The 22,862-nt window shown below is 47.6% G+C and carries 19 protein-coding genes and 1 other RNA gene; 4 read left to right on the top strand and 16 right to left on the bottom strand.

The annotated features are described in order from the left end of the window. Positions 1-29: 29 nt before the first annotated feature. The 5 genes from rsmA to ACLTOH_RS05525 form a co-directional block, all read right to left on the bottom strand. Positions 30-884 carry a 16S rRNA (adenine(1518)-N(6)/adenine(1519)-N(6))-dimethyltransferase RsmA gene (gene rsmA, locus ACLTOH_RS05545; protein ID WP_022312434.1) on the bottom strand — a complete coding sequence of 285 codons (855 nt, stop codon included), beginning with the start codon at positions 882-884 and terminating at the stop codon, positions 30-32. A gap of 11 nt (positions 885-895) precedes the next feature. Next, a complete protein-coding gene (locus tag ACLTOH_RS05540; protein WP_412200577.1) occupies positions 896-2,014 on the bottom strand; it encodes a DHHW family protein in 1,119 nt (372 codons plus the stop codon). Between the two features lie 20 nt (positions 2,015-2,034). Next, positions 2,035-3,450: an MBOAT family O-acyltransferase gene (locus tag ACLTOH_RS05535; protein WP_412223577.1), complete on the bottom strand. Its 1,416-nt coding sequence runs from the start codon at positions 3,448-3,450 to the stop codon at positions 2,035-2,037. Positions 3,451-3,466: 16 nt separating this feature from the next. After that, positions 3,467-4,099 carry a DUF4358 domain-containing protein gene (locus ACLTOH_RS05530; protein ID WP_118504930.1) on the bottom strand — a complete coding sequence of 211 codons (633 nt, stop codon included), beginning with the start codon at positions 4,097-4,099 and terminating at the stop codon, positions 3,467-3,469. Between the two features lie 105 nt (positions 4,100-4,204). Then, on the bottom strand, positions 4,205-5,119 hold the full coding sequence (locus tag ACLTOH_RS05525; protein WP_117466394.1) for an AEC family transporter: 915 nt from the start codon (positions 5,117-5,119) through the stop codon (positions 4,205-4,207). 222 nt (positions 5,120-5,341) lie between these two features. On the opposite strand from ACLTOH_RS05525, the gene ACLTOH_RS05520 reads away from it, so the two are divergent. Beyond that, positions 5,342-6,895, top strand: a complete 1,554-nt coding sequence (locus ACLTOH_RS05520) for an ABC-F family ATP-binding cassette domain-containing protein (protein WP_022312428.1) — start codon at positions 5,342-5,344, stop codon at positions 6,893-6,895. 479 nt (positions 6,896-7,374) lie between these two features. Here the strand turns inward: ACLTOH_RS05520 and ACLTOH_RS05515 are convergent, their stop codons facing one another. The 3 genes from ACLTOH_RS05515 to ACLTOH_RS05505 form a co-directional block, all read right to left on the bottom strand. Next, positions 7,375-9,645 (bottom strand): glycogen/starch/alpha-glucan phosphorylase, encoded by a 2,271-nt coding sequence (locus ACLTOH_RS05515; RefSeq protein WP_412223575.1) that lies wholly within the window; start codon positions 9,643-9,645, stop codon positions 7,375-7,377. Positions 9,646-9,772: 127 nt separating this feature from the next. After that, on the bottom strand, positions 9,773-9,916 hold the full coding sequence (locus tag ACLTOH_RS05510) for a hypothetical protein (RefSeq protein WP_172594678.1): 144 nt from the start codon (positions 9,914-9,916) through the stop codon (positions 9,773-9,775). 168 nt (positions 9,917-10,084) lie between these two features. Further along, entirely contained in the window at positions 10,085-11,074 is a 990-nt protein-coding gene (locus tag ACLTOH_RS05505) for a LacI family DNA-binding transcriptional regulator (protein ID WP_022312642.1), read from the bottom strand. Positions 11,075-11,298: 224 nt separating this feature from the next. Between ACLTOH_RS05505 and tadA the strand changes: the two genes are divergently transcribed. After that, positions 11,299-11,811, top strand: coding sequence for a tRNA adenosine(34) deaminase TadA (tadA, locus tag ACLTOH_RS05500; protein ID WP_022312641.1), 513 nt, complete (start codon positions 11,299-11,301; stop codon positions 11,809-11,811). On the opposite strand, the gene ACLTOH_RS05495 is transcribed toward tadA, so the two are convergent. Together ACLTOH_RS05495 and ACLTOH_RS05490 are read right to left on the bottom strand one after the other, a co-directional pair. Continuing rightward, positions 11,794-13,392, bottom strand: coding sequence for a hypothetical protein (locus ACLTOH_RS05495; RefSeq protein ID WP_118538626.1), 1,599 nt, complete (start codon positions 13,390-13,392; stop codon positions 11,794-11,796). The genes tadA and ACLTOH_RS05495 overlap by 18 nt on opposite strands. A gap of 21 nt (positions 13,393-13,413) precedes the next feature. Beyond that, complete coding sequence (locus ACLTOH_RS05490; protein ID WP_412223573.1) at positions 13,414-15,003, bottom strand: hypothetical protein; 1,590 nt, start codon at positions 15,001-15,003, stop codon at positions 13,414-13,416. Positions 15,004-15,125: 122 nt separating this feature from the next. Between ACLTOH_RS05490 and ffs the strand changes: the two genes are divergently transcribed. Both ffs and ACLTOH_RS05480 read left to right on the top strand, forming a co-directional pair. After that, an RNA gene (gene ffs / locus ACLTOH_RS05485) (signal recognition particle sRNA large type) lies at positions 15,126-15,294 on the top strand. 154 nt (positions 15,295-15,448) lie between these two features. Continuing rightward, a complete protein-coding gene (locus tag ACLTOH_RS05480; RefSeq protein ID WP_412223594.1) occupies positions 15,449-16,339 on the top strand; it encodes a radical SAM protein in 891 nt (296 codons plus the stop codon). Between the two features lie 5 nt (positions 16,340-16,344). On the opposite strand, the gene ACLTOH_RS05475 is transcribed toward ACLTOH_RS05480, so the two are convergent. From ACLTOH_RS05475 to ACLTOH_RS05450, 6 genes are all read right to left on the bottom strand, one after another. Further along, positions 16,345-17,319 (bottom strand): DUF6128 domain-containing protein, encoded by a 975-nt coding sequence (locus ACLTOH_RS05475; protein ID WP_412223572.1) that lies wholly within the window; start codon positions 17,317-17,319, stop codon positions 16,345-16,347. A 51-nt stretch (positions 17,320-17,370) separates the two neighbouring features. Then, complete coding sequence (locus ACLTOH_RS05470; RefSeq protein WP_412223571.1) at positions 17,371-18,459, bottom strand: PucR family transcriptional regulator; 1,089 nt, start codon at positions 18,457-18,459, stop codon at positions 17,371-17,373. Positions 18,460-18,746: 287 nt separating this feature from the next. Then, the gene (locus ACLTOH_RS05465; protein ID WP_022153948.1) at positions 18,747-19,859 is read right to left on the bottom strand and encodes an ABC transporter ATP-binding protein; all 1,113 of its coding nucleotides are present in this window, start codon (positions 19,857-19,859) and stop codon (positions 18,747-18,749) included. 235 nt (positions 19,860-20,094) lie between these two features. Further along, the gene (locus tag ACLTOH_RS05460; protein ID WP_262594628.1) at positions 20,095-21,588 is read right to left on the bottom strand and encodes a sensor domain-containing diguanylate cyclase; all 1,494 of its coding nucleotides are present in this window, start codon (positions 21,586-21,588) and stop codon (positions 20,095-20,097) included. 43 nt (positions 21,589-21,631) lie between these two features. After that, positions 21,632-22,342, bottom strand: a complete 711-nt coding sequence (locus ACLTOH_RS05455; RefSeq protein WP_117466013.1) for a YesL family protein — start codon at positions 22,340-22,342, stop codon at positions 21,632-21,634. A gap of 22 nt (positions 22,343-22,364) precedes the next feature. Beyond that, positions 22,365-22,847: a GNAT family N-acetyltransferase gene (locus ACLTOH_RS05450; protein WP_262594629.1), complete on the bottom strand. Its 483-nt coding sequence runs from the start codon at positions 22,845-22,847 to the stop codon at positions 22,365-22,367. Positions 22,848-22,862: the final 15 nt, after the last annotated feature.

The following is a 22,862-nucleotide window of genomic DNA, read 5'->3' as shown; positions in this document are numbered from 1 at the left end:
ACTCCTTGTCTGCTTCATGATAAGTCGCTCTACAACAGATCACTCAGTCGTGCAAACTGCTCCAGTGTCAGTGCCTCACCTCTTACGGTAGGGGACAGGCTCATCTGTGCCAGGGCTGCTGCCGCGGATTCCTTGGTGATGCCTGGGAGGCCCGCATTTCCCAGACCGTTCACCAGGGTCTTACGGCGCTGGTTGAAGGAAGCCCGGATCAGGGCGAACATCTTCTTCTCATCCTTCACCTGTACCGGCGGTTCTTCGTAGCGGGTCAGGCGGATGACCGCACTGCCCACATTCGGTCTCGGGATGAAGCAGTTGGGCGGTACATTCGCCACGATTTCCGGCTTTGCATAATACTGCACCGCCAGAGACAGGGCGCCGTAATCCTTCGTGCCGGGGCCTACCTGCATACGGTCCGCCACTTCCTTCTGCACCATGATGGTGATGCTCTTCAGCGGCACACGGCTCTCGAATAAGCCCATGATGATCGGTGTCGTTATGTAATAGGGCAGGTTTGCCACCACCTTGATGGGGCGTCCTCCGTTTTTCTCTTCCACCAGCCGGTTAATGTCCACTTTCAGGATATCGTCATTGATGACCGTGACGTTATCATAATCCTGTAATGTCTCTTCCAGAATAGGGATCAGTGCCTTGTCGATCTCCACGGCCACCACGCTGCCCGCGCGCTCCGCAAGATACTGGGTCATGGTACCGATGCCCGGCCCGATCTCCAGCACGCAGTCCTCCTTCGTGATCTCCGCAGAAGAAATAATCCGGTCCAGAACCGTCGTGTCTATAAGGAAGTTCTGTCCGAATTTTTTTTGAAAATTGAAATGGTACTTCTGCAGTACCGCAATGGTATTCTGGGGAATGCCCAAATAAGCCATAATAAGCCTCCTTAATAATACTTAAAATCCTCTAAAAAATGAATACAATCATACAACACCAGCACATCCATTCCCTGTTCCGGTTCATACTGCTCCATCAGTTGGAACAGTTTCCCGTTAAAATACCGCAGATCCACCACGTAGATATTCTCATAATGGGCCGTGAGCAGCGGAATCAGGCTGTTGGCATAAGAATCCTTGATGACAAACAGCGTCTTACCGGGATTGTATCCCGTATGAATCTCAATAAATGCATGATTGTCATTCAGGAAAAACCCATACTGGTTCTTGGTATCCAGATAACCCGGTGCATACAGAGAATCAGCCGTGTCCGCAAAATCATACGTCACCGATACTGCTTTTTTCTCCGTCTCCGGGAAATACTGTATGCTATCCTTCGTCCAGTCCACATTGATACGGGACTGCAGGGTTCCCTGAAAATTCTCCGACACCGTCTTCATGCCGTTTACGTCATACGGGTAGGGGAAACGTCCCACACTGTCCGCCCAGGCCAGAAAACCGTAATATGCCCCCAGACTGGTCCAATGATGATCCGTGCGATAATAGATGGGCTCCTGTGCATGCTCCTGCAAAGCGTGATACACATCTATATAATGCTCTTCTCCAATAGAATTCCTTACCTTCGTAAGCAGCCGCTCTTCGTCATAATAAGGTGCAAATGCCGGCAGCTTATCCGTGAGAATGTTGTCCGCCGTCGGTACCAGCATGACTTTGGCATCCCAGTGGTTCACCAGTTTTGTCAACGATGCCACACGGGAGTTCTCCATCTGTTCCGTGTATTCCCCGGGATCGTTCACTCCGATCAGATAATGATCCGCTCCCAGATAGACCCCATTGATCTCTTTTTTCCGGAAACGGATATCTGCCCGGGTCTTAAGTCCTACCCATTTGTCCCGTCCTACGAACTGGTCGGACATGTATTCCTCATAAGCATCCCCGTATTCTCCCGTGAAAAGACTCTCCCAGGAAAATACGGGGCGGGATGCCAGCACCCGGTTCTCCGCTTCCGAATATACTCTGTCACTGTTCCACAGATCTGCCACTCCCAGAACCAGAAGTACCGCACAGACCAGTCCGATGGTCAACAGCGAATTTCTTTTATCATCCATATGCGGTTCCTCCTTCCCGGTCAGAATCGAAAATACAAAAAGGGATTATACGACGCATCCACAATATACGCCACCGACAGAAGCAGCAGTACTGCCGGAATCACCTTTTCTCCCAACCGGTACAGTGCCATGGCGGGGCCTGTCTTACTGCTTTTCAAAGCATGCACCAGTCTGCTGCCTAGCGGAAGACATGCCACCAATGCGATCACCAGAAGCACCAGATACTCATTGCACAAAAACATTGCCAGCGAATTCACCGGCCCTATTCCGTTCATTCCGAACATAGCCTGGAGATAAGCCAGGATCTCTCCGGGACTTTCCAGTGCAAAAAACACCCAGCTGATCAGTACTACCGCCAACGTATAGATCCTGCCGAACACCTTGGGCACACTCTCCAGAACTTCTCCCAGAAACAGTTTTTCCAGAATCAGGAAAAGCGCAAACCACAGCCCCCAGAACAGGAAGTTCCATCCCGCACCGTGCCAGATACCGGTCAGCATCCATACCACCAGAATATTAAACAGCTGTCTCGGCAAGCCCTTGCGATTGCCACCCAGCGGAATATACACATACTCCTTGAACCAGGTACTTAGGGAAATATGCCATCTGTGCCAGAAATCTTTGACCGAAGTGGCAACGTATGGATAATTGAAGTTCTCCGGGAAATGGAAGCCTAAGACTGCCCCCAGTCCGATCGCCATGTCGGAATAGCCTGAAAAATCAAAGTAGATCTGCAATGCAAAGGCGGCAATTCCCAGCCATGCCATCAGAATACTCATCTGCTCATTTCCCAGTTCCGTTACCTGTTTCCACAAAAGTCCCAGGTTATTGGCCAGCAGTACCTTTTTGGCCAGTCCTGTCACGAATCGTTTTACCCCGTAACTGATGGCATCCAGATCGGTCCGCCTGTCCTGCAGATACCGCTCCACCTGATGATACTTTAAGATGGGCCCGGCGATCAGCTGTGGGAACATGGTCACGTAGACACCGAACTGCAGAATATTGCGCTGCGCTTTTGTATCGCCCCGGTACACATCGATCACATAAGACATGGTCTGGAACGTATAAAAGGAAATTCCGATGGGCAGCGGAAGCTTTAACAGCGGAATTGATGTTCCAAATACTGTATTCACCGTCTGTAGCAGGAAATCAGCATATTTAAAAAATCCTAGGATAAAAAGATTGATGCCAATGGAACATAGCAAAAAGATCCTGGAGCGATCCTTCCCTCTGTATTCTTCGATTAGCCTTCCCCACACATAATCGGATATGGTAGAAAAAAGCATGAGGAAAATATAGACGGGCTCTCCCCAGGCATAAAAGACCAGGCTCCCCAGGAAGAGAACCAGATTCTTCATCTTCCGGGGAACCAGGAAATAGCAGATCATAAAAATCGGCAAAAACCGAAAAAGAAACAATACACTGCTGAATACCATTCACTCTACTCCGTATTTACTCCAGAGTCTGTCTGATAGCCTCCAGGGCAAGTTCATTCTGCTCCTGACAGTAAGTGATCACGGCCTCATCGCCCTGTTCTTCCACAGAGGAAGTGTCCGCACCCAACTGTACAAAGCATACATAATCGCCTATCCGTTCCACTCGGGATGCCTGAATCTTGCCCAGATTCATGGGATACTGCATCGTGTCATTCACCAGACTGTCACGGTAGGCGTTCAATGCACTTTCTACCTCTTCTACCTTACCATCTTTTGCATGAATAATCAATAAAGTATCTACATTGACGCTGATCATGGGTGCCTCTCCCAGGTAGGCATCATAGAGCTCCGCACTGACACCGTAGGTCTCGTTCAGCATTTCCCCGGGTATCTCGGAATCCGGCCAGTAATTGTCTCCCAGTGCATCCGTAACTGCCTTTTTTGCACTCTGTAACGCTTTCGCAGCGTCCTTCGGATTCTGTGCAGCGGTTGTACTACCGGCCTCGCCGGTCTCCTGTCCCGCTGCGGTGCTCTCCATGGTGGACTGCTGGTTGTCTGATGCAGCACCGTTATTATCCTTGCCTCCGCAGGCGGTCATAGAAAGTGCCAGAGCACTCATAAGTAACATACATGCTAATTTCTTTTTCATAAAATCTCTCCTTGTTTTGCAGGGATATTTCCCATGTTCAGTTGCAGTATCCCCTTTTTGGGGATCCCTATTCTATCAGACGACAATCCGGTAGAAAAAGTTTCATTAAATTTTCAACAGCCAGAACAGAAACGGCATTGTAGCTACGGACAGCACAGTGGTCAGCGCCACGCCCTTAGAGGTCAGCCGGTAATCACCGTCATATTGCTGCGCCAGCATGACTGTCATGCTGCCGACAGGTGTGGCCGTCATGACCAGACAGACACCCAGAAACATGGGGTCTGTAATGAAAAAACGCAGTCCCCACAGAAGCAGTGCCGGCATAAGCAGCAGCTTCACAACAGAAAAGAGCAGCAGCCGCACATCCGTAAACAGATCCTTTAACCGGATCTGTGCCAGCGAATCACCGATTACCAGCATACTTAATGGTCCGGTGACAGCTCCGATCCGGGTGGCAGTATCTTTGAAGACCATCGGAACCGGAAGATTACTGATATACAGGGTCACTGCAATGAGGCAGGAGATCACCCCCACATTCATCAGCTGCTTCCAGTTCAGCTTTTCCCGCTGTCCGGAGGTCTTCATCCTGTTAATGCCATAGGTATAGATCAGCACACTGTAAAGCAGATTAAAAATTGCAGCATGGATCACTGCTTCACCGCCGTACATGGCATCCAGCAGAGGATAGCCCATAAAGCCAATATTGGCGAAGATCGTCATGACCTGATAAGAACCATAATCTTCTCTGTCTGCCCGAAGCAGTCTCGGAATCAGCTCTGCAATCACAAACATGATAGCAAAAAAGATCAGCGCCACAGCCAGCGTAACCAACAATGCCGCCTTATTTTCCAATGTTTCAGGATTCATGCCGGAGGCAATGATCAGCGCCGGATTGCCGATATTAATGACGATACCGGAGATCATCTTGCCGGTATTTTCCCCGAATACTCCGACCTTTCTGCAGATGTACCCGATCAGCATGATCAGGAAAAAAATCACCATTTGTTGAAGTAAAAGCATACGCTGCCTTCTTTCTGTATTTAATCAGGAAATAGTAACTATTCAGAACCCCATTCGCAAAACCGCGTACATCATAGCACATATGTGCTCTTTTTCACAACAAAAAATTATTGTTTTCCACCCTTTTTGCTTTCTTTCTTTACAAAACTACGGACAGTACGCTATACTTGCAAAGGACTATTGATGGAAACGACGCTGCAAAGCAGCAGAATGTGAGGAAATATGAGCATATTAAACGTAGAACACCTGACCCACGGATTTGGAGACCGTGCTATTTTTAACGATGTATCGTTTCGCCTGCTGAAGGGGGAACATATCGGTCTCATCGGTGCCAACGGCGAGGGAAAATCTACCTTTATGAATATTATCACCGGTAAACTGATGCCGGATGAGGGCAAAGTGGAATGGGCGAAGAATGTCCGCGTCGGCTATCTGGACCAGCATACAGTGCTGACCCCCGGTATGACGATCCGTCAGGTACTGGCTTCCGCTTTTGATTTCTTATACGATATGGAAGCACAGATGAATGAAATCTGTGACAAAATGGGAGATGCCACCTCGGAAGAACTGGAACAGTACATGGAAGACCTGGGAACAATCCAGGATCTGCTGACTATGCATGATTTCTATATGATCGATGCCAAAGTGGAGGAAGTGGCAAGAGCTCTGGGACTGATGGATATCGGCCTGGACCGTGATGTGACAGAGTTGTCAGGTGGTCAGCGTACCAAAGTTCTGCTGGGCAAACTTCTGTTGGAAAAGCCCGATATTCTGCTGCTGGATGAGCCGACCAACTATCTGGATGCGGAACATATCGAATGGCTCAAGCGTTATCTGAATGAATATGAGAACGCATTTATCCTGATCAGCCATGACATTCCCTTCCTGAACAGTGTCATCAACCTGATCTATCACATGGACAATCAGGAGCTGACCCGCTATGTGGGCGATTACGACAAGTTCCAGGAAGTCTATGCCATGAAGAAATCCCAGCTGGAGGCCGCATATAATCGTCAGCAGAAGGAGATCGCCGATTTGAGGGATTTCGTAGCAAGAAACAAGGCCCGTGTATCCACCCGTAACATGGCCATGTCCCGCCAGAAGAAGCTGGATAAGATGGATGTCATCGAGCTGGCTGCGGAGAAGCCGAAGCCTGAATTCTCTTTCAAGGAGGGCCGCACCACTGGTCGTATCATTTTCGAGACAAAGGATCTGATCATCGGTTATGACGAGCCGCTGTCCAAGCCCTTGAATCTGTCCATGGAACGTGGCGAGAAGGTAGCGCTGATCGGTGCCAACGGTATCGGTAAGACCACACTGTTGAAGAGCATTCTGGGACTGATCCCGCCTCTGTCCGGCGAAGTGGAGCAGGGGGATTATCTGGAGATTGGTTATTTCGAGCAGGAAATGTCCGGTTCCGGTGACAACAGCTGTATCGAAGAGATCTGGCAGGAATTTCCCGCGTTTACCCAGTATGAGGTGCGTTCCGCCCTGGCCAGATGCGGTCTGACCACAAAGCATATTGAGAGCCGCGTAAAGGTACTCAGCGGTGGTGAGCAGGCAAAGGTAAGACTCTGCAAGCTCATGAACCGTGCCACGAACGTTCTGTTACTGGACGAGCCAACGAACCATCTGGATGTGGATGCCAAAGACGAGCTGAAACGGGCACTGAAAGAATACAAGGGAAGTATTCTCATGGTCTGCCATGAGCCGGAATTCTACGATGGCCTGGCTACCCAGGTCTGGGATCTGTCCCAGTGGACCACAAAGCTGTAAATGGAAAGTTAGTAAAGAAATGCTATCAAATCCCCGTAGCCCTTGGCAGGGTATAAGAAACGCGGCACGCTCGCGCTCTGTCGCAGAGCGTAGCGGTACATAAGCGGTCACAATACGACCGCTAAGTACCGACGTCTGCTTACGGCACTGCTTATTCTTATACCCAGCCGGGGCTACTGGTTTTTTTGAAAGCTTTCCAAAACGCAGAACTCCCGGCGTATGCGGTGCCATGTCGAAGATGTTTGTCGGAGGATGTTGATATTTTCTAGAAAAGTGCTGAAAGGCAGGGGGAAAGCGGACACGATGTCCGCGTCAGCCGATTGTCGACATGGATGTCGACTGTAGGCGGCCCCGTCATGACGAGAACTACTCATCACTTTTCGTAGAAAATTCACATCCGGAGACCTTACATCGAGACATGTGTATCGCATGCTCCGGGAGTTCGTGGATTTTGCCAATGTATTTAACTAACTTTCCATTTATTTCAGCTTCCAGATATCTCTGTTGTACTCTGCAATAGTTCTGTCGGAGGAGAAGAATCCGGCCTTGGCGATGTTCACTAACATCATCTTCTTCCACTTCTGCTGATCCTCGTAATCAGCAAATGCCTGATCCTTTACCTTGATGTAGTCCTCTAAGTCAAGCAGGGTCATGAACCAGTCTTTGTTCAGCAGCTCGTTGTACAGACGCTCCAGGTTCTCCTTTTTGCCGACCTTGAGCACTTCTTTGCTGACGATGAAATCTACAGCCTCTTTGATCACAGGGCTCTTCTTGTAGTAGTCCTTAGAGACATAATCTGCCTTCTCGTAATGCTTGATCACAGTGTCACTATCCTTACCGAAGATGTAGATATTGTCATCGCCTACCAACTCATGGATCTCTACGTTTGCACCGTCACTGGTACCCAGTGTTACAGCACCGTTTAACATGAACTTCATGTTACCGGTTCCGGATGCCTCCTTGGATGCCAGGGAGATCTGCTCGGAGATATCGCAGGCAGGGATCAGCTTCTCAGCATAGCTTACGTTATAGTTCTCTACCATAACAAGCTTCATGTAAGGGCTGACTTCAGGATCGTTATTGATAATGTCGGACATTACCAGCAGAAGATGGATGATATCCTGAGCAATCACATACGCAGGCGCAGCCTTTGCACCGAAGATAAAGGTCAGTGGAGTAGAAGGTTTCCTGCCGCCCTTGATCTCCAAATATTTGTGAATGATATACAGTGCATTCATCTGCTGACGCTTATACTCATGCAGACGCTTTACCTGAATATCGAAGATGGAATCGGGATTCAGCTCCACGCCCTCCTTCTCCTTGATATAGGATACCAGTTCTGCCTTCTTGGTCTTCTTGATGTCGTAGATGGCATCCAGTACAGCCTGATCGTCCTTGTGCTCTAACAGCTTCTGTAATTCCTCGGCATCCTTCTTGTAGCCGTCGCCGATGGTCTGGGTCAGGAACGCAGCCAGCTCATGGTTGCAGGACAGCAGCCATCTGCGGAAGGTGATACCATTGGTCTTGTTGTTGAATTTCTCAGGGTAAATCTTGTAAAAATGATTCAGCTCGCTCTCTTTCAGGATCTCCGTATGAATTGCTGCCACACCGTTGACGCTGTAACCGTAATGGATGTCGATGTGTGCCATGTGCACTCTTTTATCCTTATCGATGATCTGAACTTTTTCGTCCTTATATTTCTTTGCCACACGGTCACTCAGCTCCTTGATGATGGGAACCAGCTGAGGAACTACCTTTTCAATATAAGCCAGAGGCCACTTTTCCAGAGCTTCTGCCAGGATGGTGTGGTTGGTATACGCGCAGGTGCGACTTACGACGTCAATGGCTTCATCCATGGTGAAACTTTCCTCAGTGGTGAGGATACGGATCAGCTCAGGGATAACCATAGTAGGATGGGTATCGTTGATCTGGATTGCCACATGTTCGGGCAGAGTATGCAGATCATAACCCTTTTCCTTTACTTCCTTCAGGATCAGCTGGGCACCGTTGCATACCATGAAGTATTCCTGATAGATACGCAGCAGATTACCTGCCTCATCGGAATCATCCGGATACAGGAACAGAGTCAGGTTCTTCTCAATGGCTTCCTTATCAAAAGTGATGCCTTTCTTTACCAGGCTCTCATCCACGGTCTCAATATCAAATAAATGCAGCTTGTTCAGTCCGTTCTCATAACCTACCACGTCAATATCATACAATACGGAAGTCACCTTGCGGTCACCGAAAGATACTTCGAATTTTGTGCCGGTGTTGTTCAGCCAGGAATCCTTCTGGATCCAGTCGTTCTTCTCAGCATTCTGCAAATGATCCTTGAATACCTGCTTGAACAGACCGAAGTGGTAGTTCAGACCGATACCGTCTCCGGGAAGTCCCAGAGTAGCGATGGAATCCAGGAAACATGCTGCCAGTCTTCCGAGTCCACCGTTACCAAGAGAAGGTTCCGGCTCTGCCTCTTCGATGTCTGCCAGATTCTTGCCGTTTTTCTTCAGGATATCGTTCAGCTCCTCATAGATACCTAAGTTGATCAGGTTGTTGGATAACAGCTTACCGATCAGGAACTCCATGGAAATATAATATACCTTCTTGTCTCCTGTAATGGCGGGAGTCTCTGCCATCTTCTCTTTGGTCAGCTGCAATACTCCGGTGTACAGCTGTGCATCGGTGCAGGCACCGATATTCTTGCCATATAATTTGCCGGTGATCTCATTTAAAGTCTGCTCTAAATTCATTTCAAACTCCATTCTGCACGATAGTTTTATTTTTGCCAAAATGAATGTACCGTGCCACACTCATTTTTTCATATTCTTTTTCTTTGTCTGGGTACTATACTTATTTTTGGTATCCCATCCCCTTGTCTCAGCTGCGCCTTGGGTATTTCCTATCCTTTTCGGCCTCCATACCCTTTTTCCCGCTGCGCCCCGGGTATTTCCTGCACTTTTCGGCCTCTATACCCTTTTTCCCGCTGCGCCTTGGGTATTTCCTATCCTTTTTGGCCTCCATACCTTTTCTGCTGCTGCGCCTTGGGTATTTCCTGCACTTTCCGACTTTTCATACCCTCGCAATACTGAGATTTTGTGTATGTTGTTCTCTTACAATACACAGGATAGCATAGGAAAACGTTTTCCGCAACCTTTTCTTTAATTTTCCTGATTTTTTGTGCAAAATAGCTTAACAGATAATGTCCTTATAGTACATTTTCACGATACTGTGGGGCATGATTACCTGATGCCCTTCCCCGCCGTTCATCAGCTGGTGTACCTCTTCCACGGCTCTGCTGGAGATGCTGTAGAAGTCCTGCCTTATGGTATTCATCTGCTTGCCGACATATCCCATCAGGGTGATACCATCGAAGCCGCACACCGGACGGAAAATATCCATATCGATCAATGCATTCATGGCACCTATGGCCATCAGATCGGAAGCGCAGACCACCACATCCTTATTCTTCGCATATTTCAATGCCACGTTTCTTGCCGTCAGCTCACTGAAGTCTCCCTGTCTGACCATCATGGTCAGATCCAGATCCTTCACCAGACGCTTCATCCCCTTCAATCTCTGATCCGTGACATAACCGTCTCTTCTGCCCGCAATGTAGAGCACTCGTTTACAGTTGTCATCCAACACGGTCTTCTTCGCCACATCATACTGGGCCTGTTCCTGATCAATGCTGATGGATGTAGTCCTGGAATTGACAATCGGCGCATCCACTACCACACAGGCAAACTGTTTCTCCCGGATCAGCTTCTGCAGTACCTTGTCCTCCTTAGACATGCCATAGATCACCACGCCGGAAATACTCTGGGACAGAAAAGATCTTGTGATCTCTTCCGCCGTCATCCCCGCGATCATGGACGGAAAGATCGTCACAACTTCCACGTTCAGTTCCTTGGCCTTATCCAGTGCCCCTACCAGATACTGCATGAAGATCTGGTCAATGGCCTGGGTCTGTCTATTGGGATCCAGCACCAGCGCGATTCTTCCAAACTGCTTGGAGGAAAGCGCCGCAGCAATGGAATTCGGAATATAATTCAACTCCTTGATGGCGTCCTGTACTTTTTTCTTCGTCTCTTCACTGACATTAGGATAGCCATTTAAGACCTTGGATACTGTGGAAATAGCCACTCCGGCATGTTTTGCAACTTCTTTGATCGATACCATAAATCCCCCGTTCCGGTCGCAGTTCCTGCGCCCGTTGCTCTCCGTTACCGCAGCAAAATGCGGTCTCGTTCCATTTGACGTTTACTCATATATTCTCTATACTATAAGTTAACGGTAGTTTCGTCAATGTACAGCATTTACGAAATATAGTGTGATTTTTTGGAAAAGGTTTTCCAAGGCAGAATAAATCGGACAGCGCAAGCGCCAGAAAGGCTACAGATACCATGGCAGTAATCAAAAGTGTGGAAGAAAAATATATGAAGGAAGCTCTGAAGCAGGCGAAAAAAGCCTATGCCCTGGGGGAAGTCCCCATCGGCTGTGTCATTGTACATGAAGGTAAGATCATCGGTCGTGGTTACAACCGGAGAAATACAGACAAGAATACATTGGCGCACGCAGAGATCACAGCGATCAACAAAGCCAGCAAAGTGATCGGCGACTGGCGTCTGGAAGAATGCACGCTCTATGTGACCCTGGAACCCTGCCAGATGTGCGCCGGTGCCATTGTGCAGGCCCGTATCCCTGAAGTAGTGATGGGCTGCATGAATCCCAAGGCGGGATGTGCAGGTTCGATCCTAAATATACTGGAAATGCCCCAGTTTAACCATCAGGTGAAGGTTACCCGGGGCATTCTGGAAACGGAATGCAGCCAGATGCTGAAGACTTTTTTTGAAGAGCTCCGCATCCGGAACAAACAGGAGAAAGCTGCCAGAAAGGCATCAGGCGATCTCTCGTAAGCTTTCTTCCTGTGTCTGGTTCTGCTCGGTTGTTTTTCTTCTATGCTTCGGCAATCGGGAAATCGCTCTTCCCGTTTCATAAAGTCCCATCGGCACAAAGAGGATCAAAAATACATAGTACGGAAATACATATCTGCTCTGCGCTTCCCAGATAATACTGAACAGGAAGCCACCTACTATGCCAATCAACGGCAGCCACAATGCTGTCGGAATTTCTTTTTTTTGCCACCATCTTCCGCACAAAGCAATTCCAAGTACAAGTCCTGCCAAGTATACGATACTCTGGTAATAATTGGCCAGCTTCCATACGGTTTCATGTATGTTCCCATAGTACAGACTGGTAATCCCGGAGGACAGCGGTTCTCCATCCGTATCAAACGACTCTGTTGCCTTGAGGCTGGAAAACAGCGGTTCGATCCATTGATCTTCCAGTTTTCTCTTAAAGAAATCTCTGGCCATAGCCGGATTCTCCCGGAACTCCCGCAATCGTTCGCGAATATATTCCTTTCCTTCCTGTGCGGCAGGCTCCTGTTGAAAATCATGTTCTGCAAACGTGGTTTGCTGATAGCGATTGTACACTCCCGCCATGCCATCCGTCTCCTGTAATCCCATCGCAATCCAGAGAATGCTCGGAATGCCAATGTCACTGGGATATCCGGAACGGTATTCATACATTACATCTACCGCTTTCACCGTCAGTGCTGCCGTCAGAAGAATTGCAAACCCTGCCAGCAGATATTGTCCCTTCTTTTTCTTCAGGCAGACCAGAACTGCATAAATTCCCACTCCAATGAGTATGATCCATGTATTTTTCCGGGCAAGCACAGCAATCCCTGCCACACATGCCGCCAACGCAATATACCTCTTCTTCTCATAATGTTCATAAGCAGACACCGCCCAGAACATTACCATTCCAAAACTGATACTGAGCACGTCCCCGTAAATATACGGTAAATACAGCAAAAAAGGAATACAGCCCAACATCATAATACAATATACGATTCTAAATATGGCTCTGTCTGTATTCAGTTTCAGGAAACCGTATCCTGCCAGAATCGCCAGTACCCACCATATTACATGCAGGATTTTTGCCGGAGTATAATTGAAATTTCCAAACAGGGCAAACAATATCTCATACAATATTCCCAGCCCTTTTTGTTGTTGGTACATCCCCACATAACCTCCGGAGCACAACATAATGAAGTTGCCATCCCGGCAATATGCTGCAAATGCCGTGGCGCTGATCTGATCTCCTACCGGATAATAGGGATTGTTGAGAACGTAGATACTTCCCAGCAGAAACGCAGTAACACTGGTTGCCAACAATGTATAGATGCAGATTTTTTCCTGTTTTTCCTGATTTTGAGCATTCAGCCATTTATCTCCCTCATAGACAAGGACAGATGTCAGCAGGAAAATAACAAAATGTTTCCAGGTACTGTCTTTTATCAGGAGATTTCTGATGCTGTAATCCACCGTTCCGTAATAAGAATACCGACAGGACCAGTAACTCAGGACCAAAAGAATGGGAATCAGACAGACAAGAAATATTCCCAACAGAATACGGTATATTTTTTCCATTAATGTTCCCTCATTTTTATCTTATAGTTCCACATAATTTCTGTCACCGACATATACTGCCAGCTTTTCATTCTCATATTCCAGTATCGGTGCTTCCCCTTCCGGAAATTGCTGTTCAAAGGCTTCACGCATTTCTGTCCGTACGACGTAAGCGGTCCGCATTTCCGTGGGCAGCGTCGGGGGATACCATTTCGTACTGGTGAGCCACCAGTATCCGGAAAGACTGGCCATGGTATAGGAATGTCCCATCGTCACCCGGCCGTCCGTGATCAGACAGATCCGTTCGGCATCCCAGAATTCTGCATATCCGTAGTCGATTCCCGCTTCTGTCAGATAATCCGCCACTTCCTGATATTCCTTCAGGTTATCCTGTGTGGTGGCCGCTTCACAGTAGGTGTATTTCAGATTCAGCACCGCGAACAGCGCTACGGCCGTTAAGATCAGACCAGCGAACACCGGCTGTCCTTCCGACATATGATCCACCATCACCGCTACCAGAACAGCTGCTGCGAACCATGCCATGAAAAAGTAATAATGGGCCGCCTCCGCGCTGGTGATCCCGATGATAAATGCTGTGACTCCCACAGAAGCAAGGAGAATTGTCAGTGCATCTTTTTGTCTGTCTGTGCTCTCTGTATTTTTCCGGAACACATACCAGAGTCCATACCCCAACAGGATCAGGAACACCCAGACAAGAAGCTGCATCAGAGAAGCAAAGCTCCCTACCTTTGCATTTCCCACCAGTCCGAAGTTCTCCAACAGGGCTGCCGGAACACCAAGAAGCAGTTTCTCTACTGCCTCTCCCGGCTGCAGCAGATAGACTGCATAATCTCCTCTGCCGCCGTACAGACAGGATACCAGAAAAGCAAGTACAAGACTTCCTACATAGGCTGTGGCAAGATAACGTCCACCGGGCAGCTTCTGCCGGAGATGTCCGGATTCCATGAATAAAGCGATCACTTCCACTACAAGCAGTGGCAGGATGATGACCTGCAGACATCTCTGTCCTCCACAGTTCAGCAAAACTGCGGCAACAAACAATACCAGCCACTCCAGAAAGGTCTTCCGGGTCATCTGCCGGTTTTCTTTTAATTTCAGGTAAAACAGGATATTGAAAAACAGAAAAATGCCATGAAACACATAATACTCTGCAAATAGGAATAAAAGCAGCGCTACAAAAGGAACCATCTGCCCCTCATTGCGAAAACCGTTGATTGGCAGCGCACACAATACCAGCAATGCCGTAATTGATGCCGGTCTGCTCAAAGATAATTTTCTCAGAAAAAAATAAAATGTCCCCAACAAAATCGCACCCAATAGAACGCAGGTAATCCCCGCCGCCGTCTGCATGCTGCCGGTGATACCGTAAAATACGGCTGCAACCGTAGGCATTCCAATGATCCGTCTCTCCGTGCTGGAGATCCAGTCGTTGGGTGTAATATCCTTCTCCACCCAGATCTCCCGGGCCAGCAAAGCCTCTGCTGCAATATCCGAATCCACATGTTGTGCATATTTACACAGGTTCAGGTAGCAAAATACTCCCAGATATATCAGTAAAAGTGCACCTATTATCCATCCCAGCAGGGATATACTTTTTCGCTCGTTTCTCATGGATCCTTCTCCGTAGGCAACTATCTTTCGACAAAATTACATATTATTTTGATTATAACACTCTTCCCTGTTTCCTTCAAGGCAAAGAGGCTTGACAAAAACCGGGGAACAGGATACACTAAAAAGGCCGTACATGTCCGGTATCATGGGAATAGTGATGAAACTCGGTCTTACGCAATGGGAATCTACGAACCGTGTCAGGTTGGGAACAAAGCAGCACTAAGTAGAACCTTCCATGTGCCGTGAGGAAACTGGGTGGAGCTGTTATCCTGGTCCGGCATGTGCGGTTTTGATATTTAAAGTGTTCTGTGAATTCATGGATAAGTCAGTTAAGAGGTTATAGATTGTGTCAGGCGATATGTCATCCCCTTTTTCGGTTTCCAACAGCATAGCATCCGTTTCCGGCGATCTGGCTCCCCAAGATGCCACATGGTTCCGGAAAATCATGTCCGACTGCATCCTGTGTCCCAGGGCCTGTCATGCCGATCGCCTGAATGGTAGCGTGGGATATTGTGGCCAGACGGCAGATATTATGGCTGCCAGAGCCTCTCTGCATTATTGGGAGGAGCCCTGTATCTCCGGTACTTCCGGTTCCGGTACCGTCTTTTTCTCCGGATGCAACCTGCGCTGTGTCTTCTGCCAGAACCATAACATCGCTCTGGGGAAAGCCGGACGAGTCATCACTCCCGAACATCTGGTGAAAATCTTTCTACAATTACAGGAACAGGGAGCTAACAATATCAATCTTGTTACCCCCACACATTTTCTTCCCCAGATCGTCATTGCCTTACAGCAGGCCAAAAATCAGGGACTGTCCATCCCCATTGTATACAATACCGGCAGTTACGAATCTCCGGAGGCTTTACGCCATCTGGATGGTCTGGTGGATATCTATCTGCCGGATCTGAAATATTTTTCTCCGGAGCTTTCCGCTGCGTATTCGCATGCCCCGGACTATTTTGAGATTGCCTGCGCTGCCATTGCGGAAATGTACCGGCAGGTCTTAGATCCGGTCATGGATCCCGACACCGGGCTGATGCAGCGGGGGATGATCGTACGCCATCTGCTCCTGCCGGGACAAGCGAAAAACTCCAAGAAGATCCTGCGGTATCTCCATGAGACCTACGGGGATCATATCTATATTAGCATTATGAATCAATATACACCTCTTCCGCAGGTGGCAGATATTGAAGCACTCAATCGCACAGTGACACCGGAGGAATATGACCGGGTCCTGCGCTTTGCGGAGCGAATCGGCATTGAACAGGGCTTCCGGCAAGAGGGAAGTTCCGCCTGTGAAAGCTTTATTCCGGAATTTGACGAGCGGGGACTGTGATTCTCTCACAGTTCCACTGCGATCAGATAATATCCGAAATCCCCTTCCCATGCCGGTTCTCTGGCTCCTTCAAAACTTTCAAAGCCAAACATTCTGGCTACCTGTTTTTCTCTTTCATAAAAATTACCCGGGACTCCTATGTAATATTTCACTTCCCCTGAGACTTCCTGACGCATTAATAATAAATGTCTGTAATTATAATAGCCATGCAACAAAAAACTGTTGTGGGTCATCTGATAGCAACGCTCCCGCAACACAACGAAATCCTCCGGACCCACGGAAAGAAATTCCCTGGCATCCCGGAAGGGATGGATGTGGGGGTAGATACTGCTTAATTGCTCCCATTTGGTGTCTTTCATGTGGAGAGTGTGTTCCGTGGCAGTTTTTTTCGAGCTCCGGGCTTCCGATCCACTGACCATTTTTTCGTTTGCGACTACGGTTTCTGCCACTTTTTCGGTCTGTTCACGGGCTTGCCTGCCTTGCTCCTGCACCCGCTCCCGCTGCATCTCCCTATTTTGAGTTTCCTGCTGTTCTGTCTGTATCGGCCGCTTTGCCTGCTCCGGCTGGTTTCCACCTTGCCCCTGTCCTTCGATTTCCCCCACCGTAACCGGTGCAATCGCAGTCACAGGCGCAGGTACTTTCTTCGCACCAGCCGCTCCTGCAAACCGCCCTATGATCTCAAAATTACGTTCCAGGGGAATGCGTATCCCCAGTGTCGGCTCCCAATCCGCTTTTCTGGAAATTCTTTTTTCACAGGAAACGGTCCCCCGTTCTGCCGTCATTTCACATAACAGTTCTTCTCCGCTTTCCCGCTGCAGATACAGCATCATCTCCTTGCCAGACACGATCCCCTGTCCTCTCAGCTGCACCATCAGAATCTCTTCCTTTTCCCAGCTTTCCAGCTTTGCATACCCGGCTCCCCGGATCCGTTGTCCATTTTCCTGTAATTCCAAATAACTGATCTGTTTCCGATATGACATAAAAATCCCCCCGCATAAAGTTTCTATCTAACTTTATGCAGGGGGTTGTCCTTAATATTCCTGGTTATCCAGATATTTCATATAATTAACGACCATCAATGCGATCTTGAAAGTCAATGCATCATCGAAGCTGCGCAGGTCCAGCCCGGTGCTCTTCTGGATCTTCTCAATACGATACACCAGAGTGTTACGATGTACAAACAGTTGTCTGGAAGTCTCCGACACGTTCAGATTGTTCTCAAAGAACTTGTTCAATGTATTCAATGTCTCTTCGTCCAGATCGTAAGGTACATTGTCTCCGAATATCTCTTCGATGAAGATTTTGCACAGATTCACCGGAAGCTGATAGATCAGTCGTCCGATTCCCAGTGTGCTGTACGCAATTACTTTCTTCTCTGCATAGAAGATCTTGCCTACATCCAGTGCCATCTTAGCTTCTTTGTAGGACTTGGAGACATCCTTCAGTTCCTGTACCACAGTACCGTAAGCCACCTTGACATCCAGCAGAGCTTCCGCATTCATCATTGCTACGATAGTCTCTGCCAGTTCGTGCAATGCCTGCGGCGTTGTAGTATTCTCCACAGACTTGATCAGGATCAGGCTGGATTCGTCTACAGCAGTCACATAATCTCCCGACTGGGGTGAGAACATGCTCTTAAGCACTTCCGATACAATACCGTCCTTCTCATCCTTCGTCTCGATCAGATATATCGCTCTGGGACAAGTTACTTCCACATGAAGCTTCTTCGCTCTGTTGTAGATATCTACCAACAACAAATTATCCAGTAACAGATTCTGGAAGAAGTTGTTCCGGTCAAAACGCTCTTTATAGGCAATGACGAGATTCTGAATCTGGCTGACAGCAATCTTACCCACCATATATACGTCATCCGTCATTCCCCGTGCCACCAGTACATATAAAAGATCCCCTTCGTCACGGATCTTCAGAAGGTGATGTACTCCGATCACCTGGCTATCCGCCGGAGAAGCCGCAAAGCCTGTGATCAGATCTGTGGTTATGTCATCCTTTTCCATGGTAGATGCCACTTCGGATCCGTTCAGATCATAGACTCCGAGGTCTACCTTAGTGATTGCTTTTAATTCATCAATGCTTGTCTGTATAATCTGGCCTGTAATCATATTGTCCACGCCTTTCTGTAGCATAATCTATATCGAATTCTTCGCTCTTCGCGTTCTCGATTTCGCAACGTCTCTTCGCATTCCGGACTATTGTCCTCCCTGCTCATATCCATTCGTTCTGTTCATAGGCGAAAAGCTCCACCTGCAAACAGTCTCGCTTTTCATCTATGTCAGAACTATATATACTTAGTATATCTGATTTACTCACCTCGTGCAAGCAAAATGCATAAAAAAAGCCCTGTCTGCATTCACAGACAGGACCTTGAAATCTCTTATGAAACTTAAGACTAGTTGGTAATAACCTGCTCGGTCTCTTTGTCGAATACGTGGATCTTCTCAACATCCAGAGCGAACTTAACGGTATCGCCAGGTCTTGCAGTGGTACGAGAATCTACTCTTGCGGTCATAGGGAACTCGTCAAGATCGAAGTACAGATATACTTCTGCACCAAGTAACTCATAAACCTTGATGGTAGAGGTAAATACGCTCTGAGGAGAGGTCTCGATGTACATCTCGGAATCATATACATCCTCAGGACGGATACCGAAGGTAACAACCTTTCCATCGTAACCGCCATCGATCAGCTTCTTGGACTTAGCGGGAGGAAGGGGAATGCTGTGGCCTGCGATTACCAGGTTAGCGATGTCGCCTTCTACCTTAACAGTAGCATCCAGGAAGTTCATCTGCGGAGATCCCATGAATCCTGCTACGAACAGGTTGCAGGGCTTCTCATACAGGTTCTGAGGAGTATCTACCTGCTGGATAACGCCGTCCTTCATAACAACGATTCTGGTACCAAGGGTCATAGCCTCAGTCTGGTCATGTGTAACGTAGATGATGGTGGTGCCCAGTCTCTGATGCAGCTTAGCGATCTCGATACGCATCTGTACACGCAGCTTAGCATCCAGGTTGGACAGAGGCTCATCCATCAGGAATACCTTAGGGTTACGAACGATTGCACGTCCCATAGCAACACGCTGTCTCTGACCACCGGACAGAGCCTTGGGCTTACGATCAAGCAGCGGAGTCAAATCCAGGATCTTAGCTGCTTCCTTAACCATCTTATCGATCTGATCCTTGGGAACTTTTCTCAGCTTCAGACCAAATGCCATGTTGTCGTATACGGACATATGAGGATACAGAGCGTAGTTCTGGAATACCATTGCGATATCTCTATCCTTAGGCTCTACATCGTTAACTACTCTGTCACCGATCTTCAGTTCACCGGAAGAGATATCTTCCAGACCTGCGATCATACGAAGGGTGGTGGACTTACCACATCCGGAAGGACCTACGAAAATGATGAACTCCTGATCTGCGATCTCAAGGTTGAAATCCTTAACAGCTTCGAAACCGTTAGGATATACTTTGCAGACATTCTTTAAAGATAAACTTGCCATTTGAAAATACTCCTTTCATATTTACCAATGTTATTTTCTCTCATTGTGAAACGATATGTCTCGTTTGAATCTGAATTCAGTATAACGAAAATCACGAAAATGTGCCATACCACTATTTCACAAAGATTTTGAATCCTATTGTAAGAATTGCTTATAAAGTTTGTTTTTTTTCGAAATGCTTGTCAGATTGAACAAATCCGCCCGCATTTCTTGGACATATTCCACAAGAATCGCCCTACTTTGTCTCATTTCCCGGCTTTTTATAGAAGCTAAGCTGGTTTTTGCCATGTCTTTTTGACACATACAGCGCATTATCTGCGGCTTTGTACAGTTCCTCGAAAGACTTGCCGTCCCCGGGGAAGACCGCTGCTCCCACGCTGGCCGTTACGGAATATTTTACATATTCTCCCACTTCAAACTGATGGAAGAACTGTTCGATCTTCTTGCCTTCCCGTTCGATCATACTGATCTCGCGGATATCCTTCAGAAACACCATGAACTCATCGCCACCGGTACGACCCACGATATCCGTAGCCCGGAACATGGATTGCAGACGTACTGCCAGGCTGCGGAGCACTTCATCTCCGAAGGCATGTCCCATAGTATCATTGATCTTCTTAAAGTTATCAACATCCAGTACGAACAATACGCCCTGCTTGTCCGGGTACTTTTCCATGTATTCCCGGATCTTACGCTCTGTGGCCATCTTATTGTTCAGATCCGTCAATAGGTCGGTATCTGCTTTATCCTCCAACACCTTACTGTGTTCAGAGGCTTTGATGCGTACCAGAATATTGATTGCGGTGATAATAATAAGCGCTACTGCAATGGAAATACTGATCTTGACGATCAGATTCACAATCGGGCCGCGGAAGGACTGCTGGATTCCAGACAGATAGGATTCATCAATACCGACCACCAGGTTCCACTCGGTACCGCGGATTGGAAAATGACAGACGATCTTGCCTACACCGTCTTCCTTAACATGTAAAATGCCGCTGTTGCCCTTCTGCTGCTGTCTTTCAAACAGGGTCCAGCTTCCCAGGCTTTCCGAAATATCTTTCAGGGAATTCCAGAAATCATTCTGCAAAATAGCCGTTCCGTCAGTGGCACCGTAGCATGCCATAATGGTTCCGTTCCGGTTGACCAGAGAGAAAAATGCCTTGTCACCATATACAGAATTGTCGAAGAATTCCTTCATGTTATCCGGGTTCATATAACTGAGCAGATATCCTGTGACATTTCCGGATATCGCAATCGGACACACATAGATAAAGGCAGTCTGTCCGTTGATCCCATCCGTGCCGGCATAAATATAATGGGCGGAGGTTCCGCTGATGCTGCCATAATAGTTTAACTCTGACATATCGAACTCCCGGCGGTCACTCAGCATTCCTTTTCCGTTCACAGCACAATAAGCAGACATATAGGCGTTGCTGGCTTTTACAATGGTGTCCAGCTTCTCATATACAAAAGCATCACTTCTGTCCGGCCGGCTCGCCATAATGTTTGCCATGGCACTCGTGATATCTCCCAGTGCCCCCAGCTTGTCATCTACTCCCGCGGAATAGTAATAGCCGATCTGCTCTGCCTGATCATCCACCACCGTCTGTATGGCTGAATTCATTTTATTATTAAATTCGTAAATACTCAGAACCAGTGCAACAACCAGCAATGCGCAGGGAAAGACCCACTGGAAAACAATTTCCCAAAATTTTCTCTTTTGCATACTCCGAACACCTCTCGTCTGATGCCCCCGCAGGACATTTTTGTTACTTCACGTCTGTTTTCAGGCTTTCATCCAGTTCATCATGGAATACTCTCTCATCCTCTTCCGGCGAGATTTCCGGTGCAGGCTCCTGTTCTGACAACAACTGATCTTCCAGCTTCTGGAAGAATTTATTGTACAGCATGGCAGAGGCATAAGCCGGCAGCGAAAAACCAAACAGGAAAATAATGGGTATCAGTCTTAAAGATACCAGATAAATAATCAACGGAAAAAATGCCATTACGAACATTACAACGGTCTTGGGCAGCTGTAAAATACTCATGATAAATGCATTTCGAATGGTTCCCATGATTGTATTGTCAAATTTGGCAAGTACCGGAAATACATATAAAGAAGTGCAGATCACCAGCACTCCTGCTGCCATGATCAGTACCACCAACACCTGGCTGAACTGCATTCCGGATTTGGTAATAATGTAGTAATCACCGCCAAGGATCGCCGCTACCAGCATAAGCAGCAACCAGATCAGGGTTGCCTGGCGGAAATTGGTCTTAAAGGATTTAAAAAAGCTTCTTGTAATATAACTCTCCTCGTTACGCACGATCTTCAATGCCACATAATGCATGGAAGTCAGCGCAGCTCCAGCGGTAATGACAGGGATGCAGCAGATCAGTGTCAGAATATTGAGCCACATCAGATCTGCCATTTTGTTCAGTACATTCATTAAAGGGCTATCCAGGTCAAAAATTTTCATTTACATCTTATCCTTTTCTGTTTTATAAAAATTTTTCCATGGGGGTCACACGTATTCCGGAAAATGCTTCCTCTTCATGTACCGCATGAAACCCCAGTTTTCGATAGAACTCTACGGCATACGGAGCTGCTTTCAGCGACATATACCGTTCCCCTTCCTCTTTTTTCAGATATTCACACATTCTTCTCATCAGATCCCGTCCGATTCCCCGATGATGATACTCCTCATCGACAAAAAGAAGTGATAAATGATTATAATTCCGCACGGAAGCCGCTCCGATGACTCTCTCACCGTCCAGCGCCACCATCATCTGGTATCTTCCCTGCAGGAACGACTTATAGAGGTGTTCATCCGTAATAAAATCATAAAAGTTACGGATTCCCTCCTCTGTATAATCCACCGCCTCAAATTTCAAAAATGTCTTCCAGATCATATGCATGGCAGGAATCCAGTCTTTGTCTGCCGCCCATCTGATCTCGTAAGTGCCCGCTGCCGTATCCGACATGATGCACCGCCTCTC

It is taken from the genome of Waltera sp., assembly GCF_046969025.1.
Classification (GTDB): Bacteria; Bacillota; Clostridia; order Lachnospirales; family Lachnospiraceae; genus Acetatifactor; species Acetatifactor acetigignens.
Note: the sequence above shows the minus strand (reverse complement) of the source record. Positions and strands in the feature narration are given on the sequence as shown.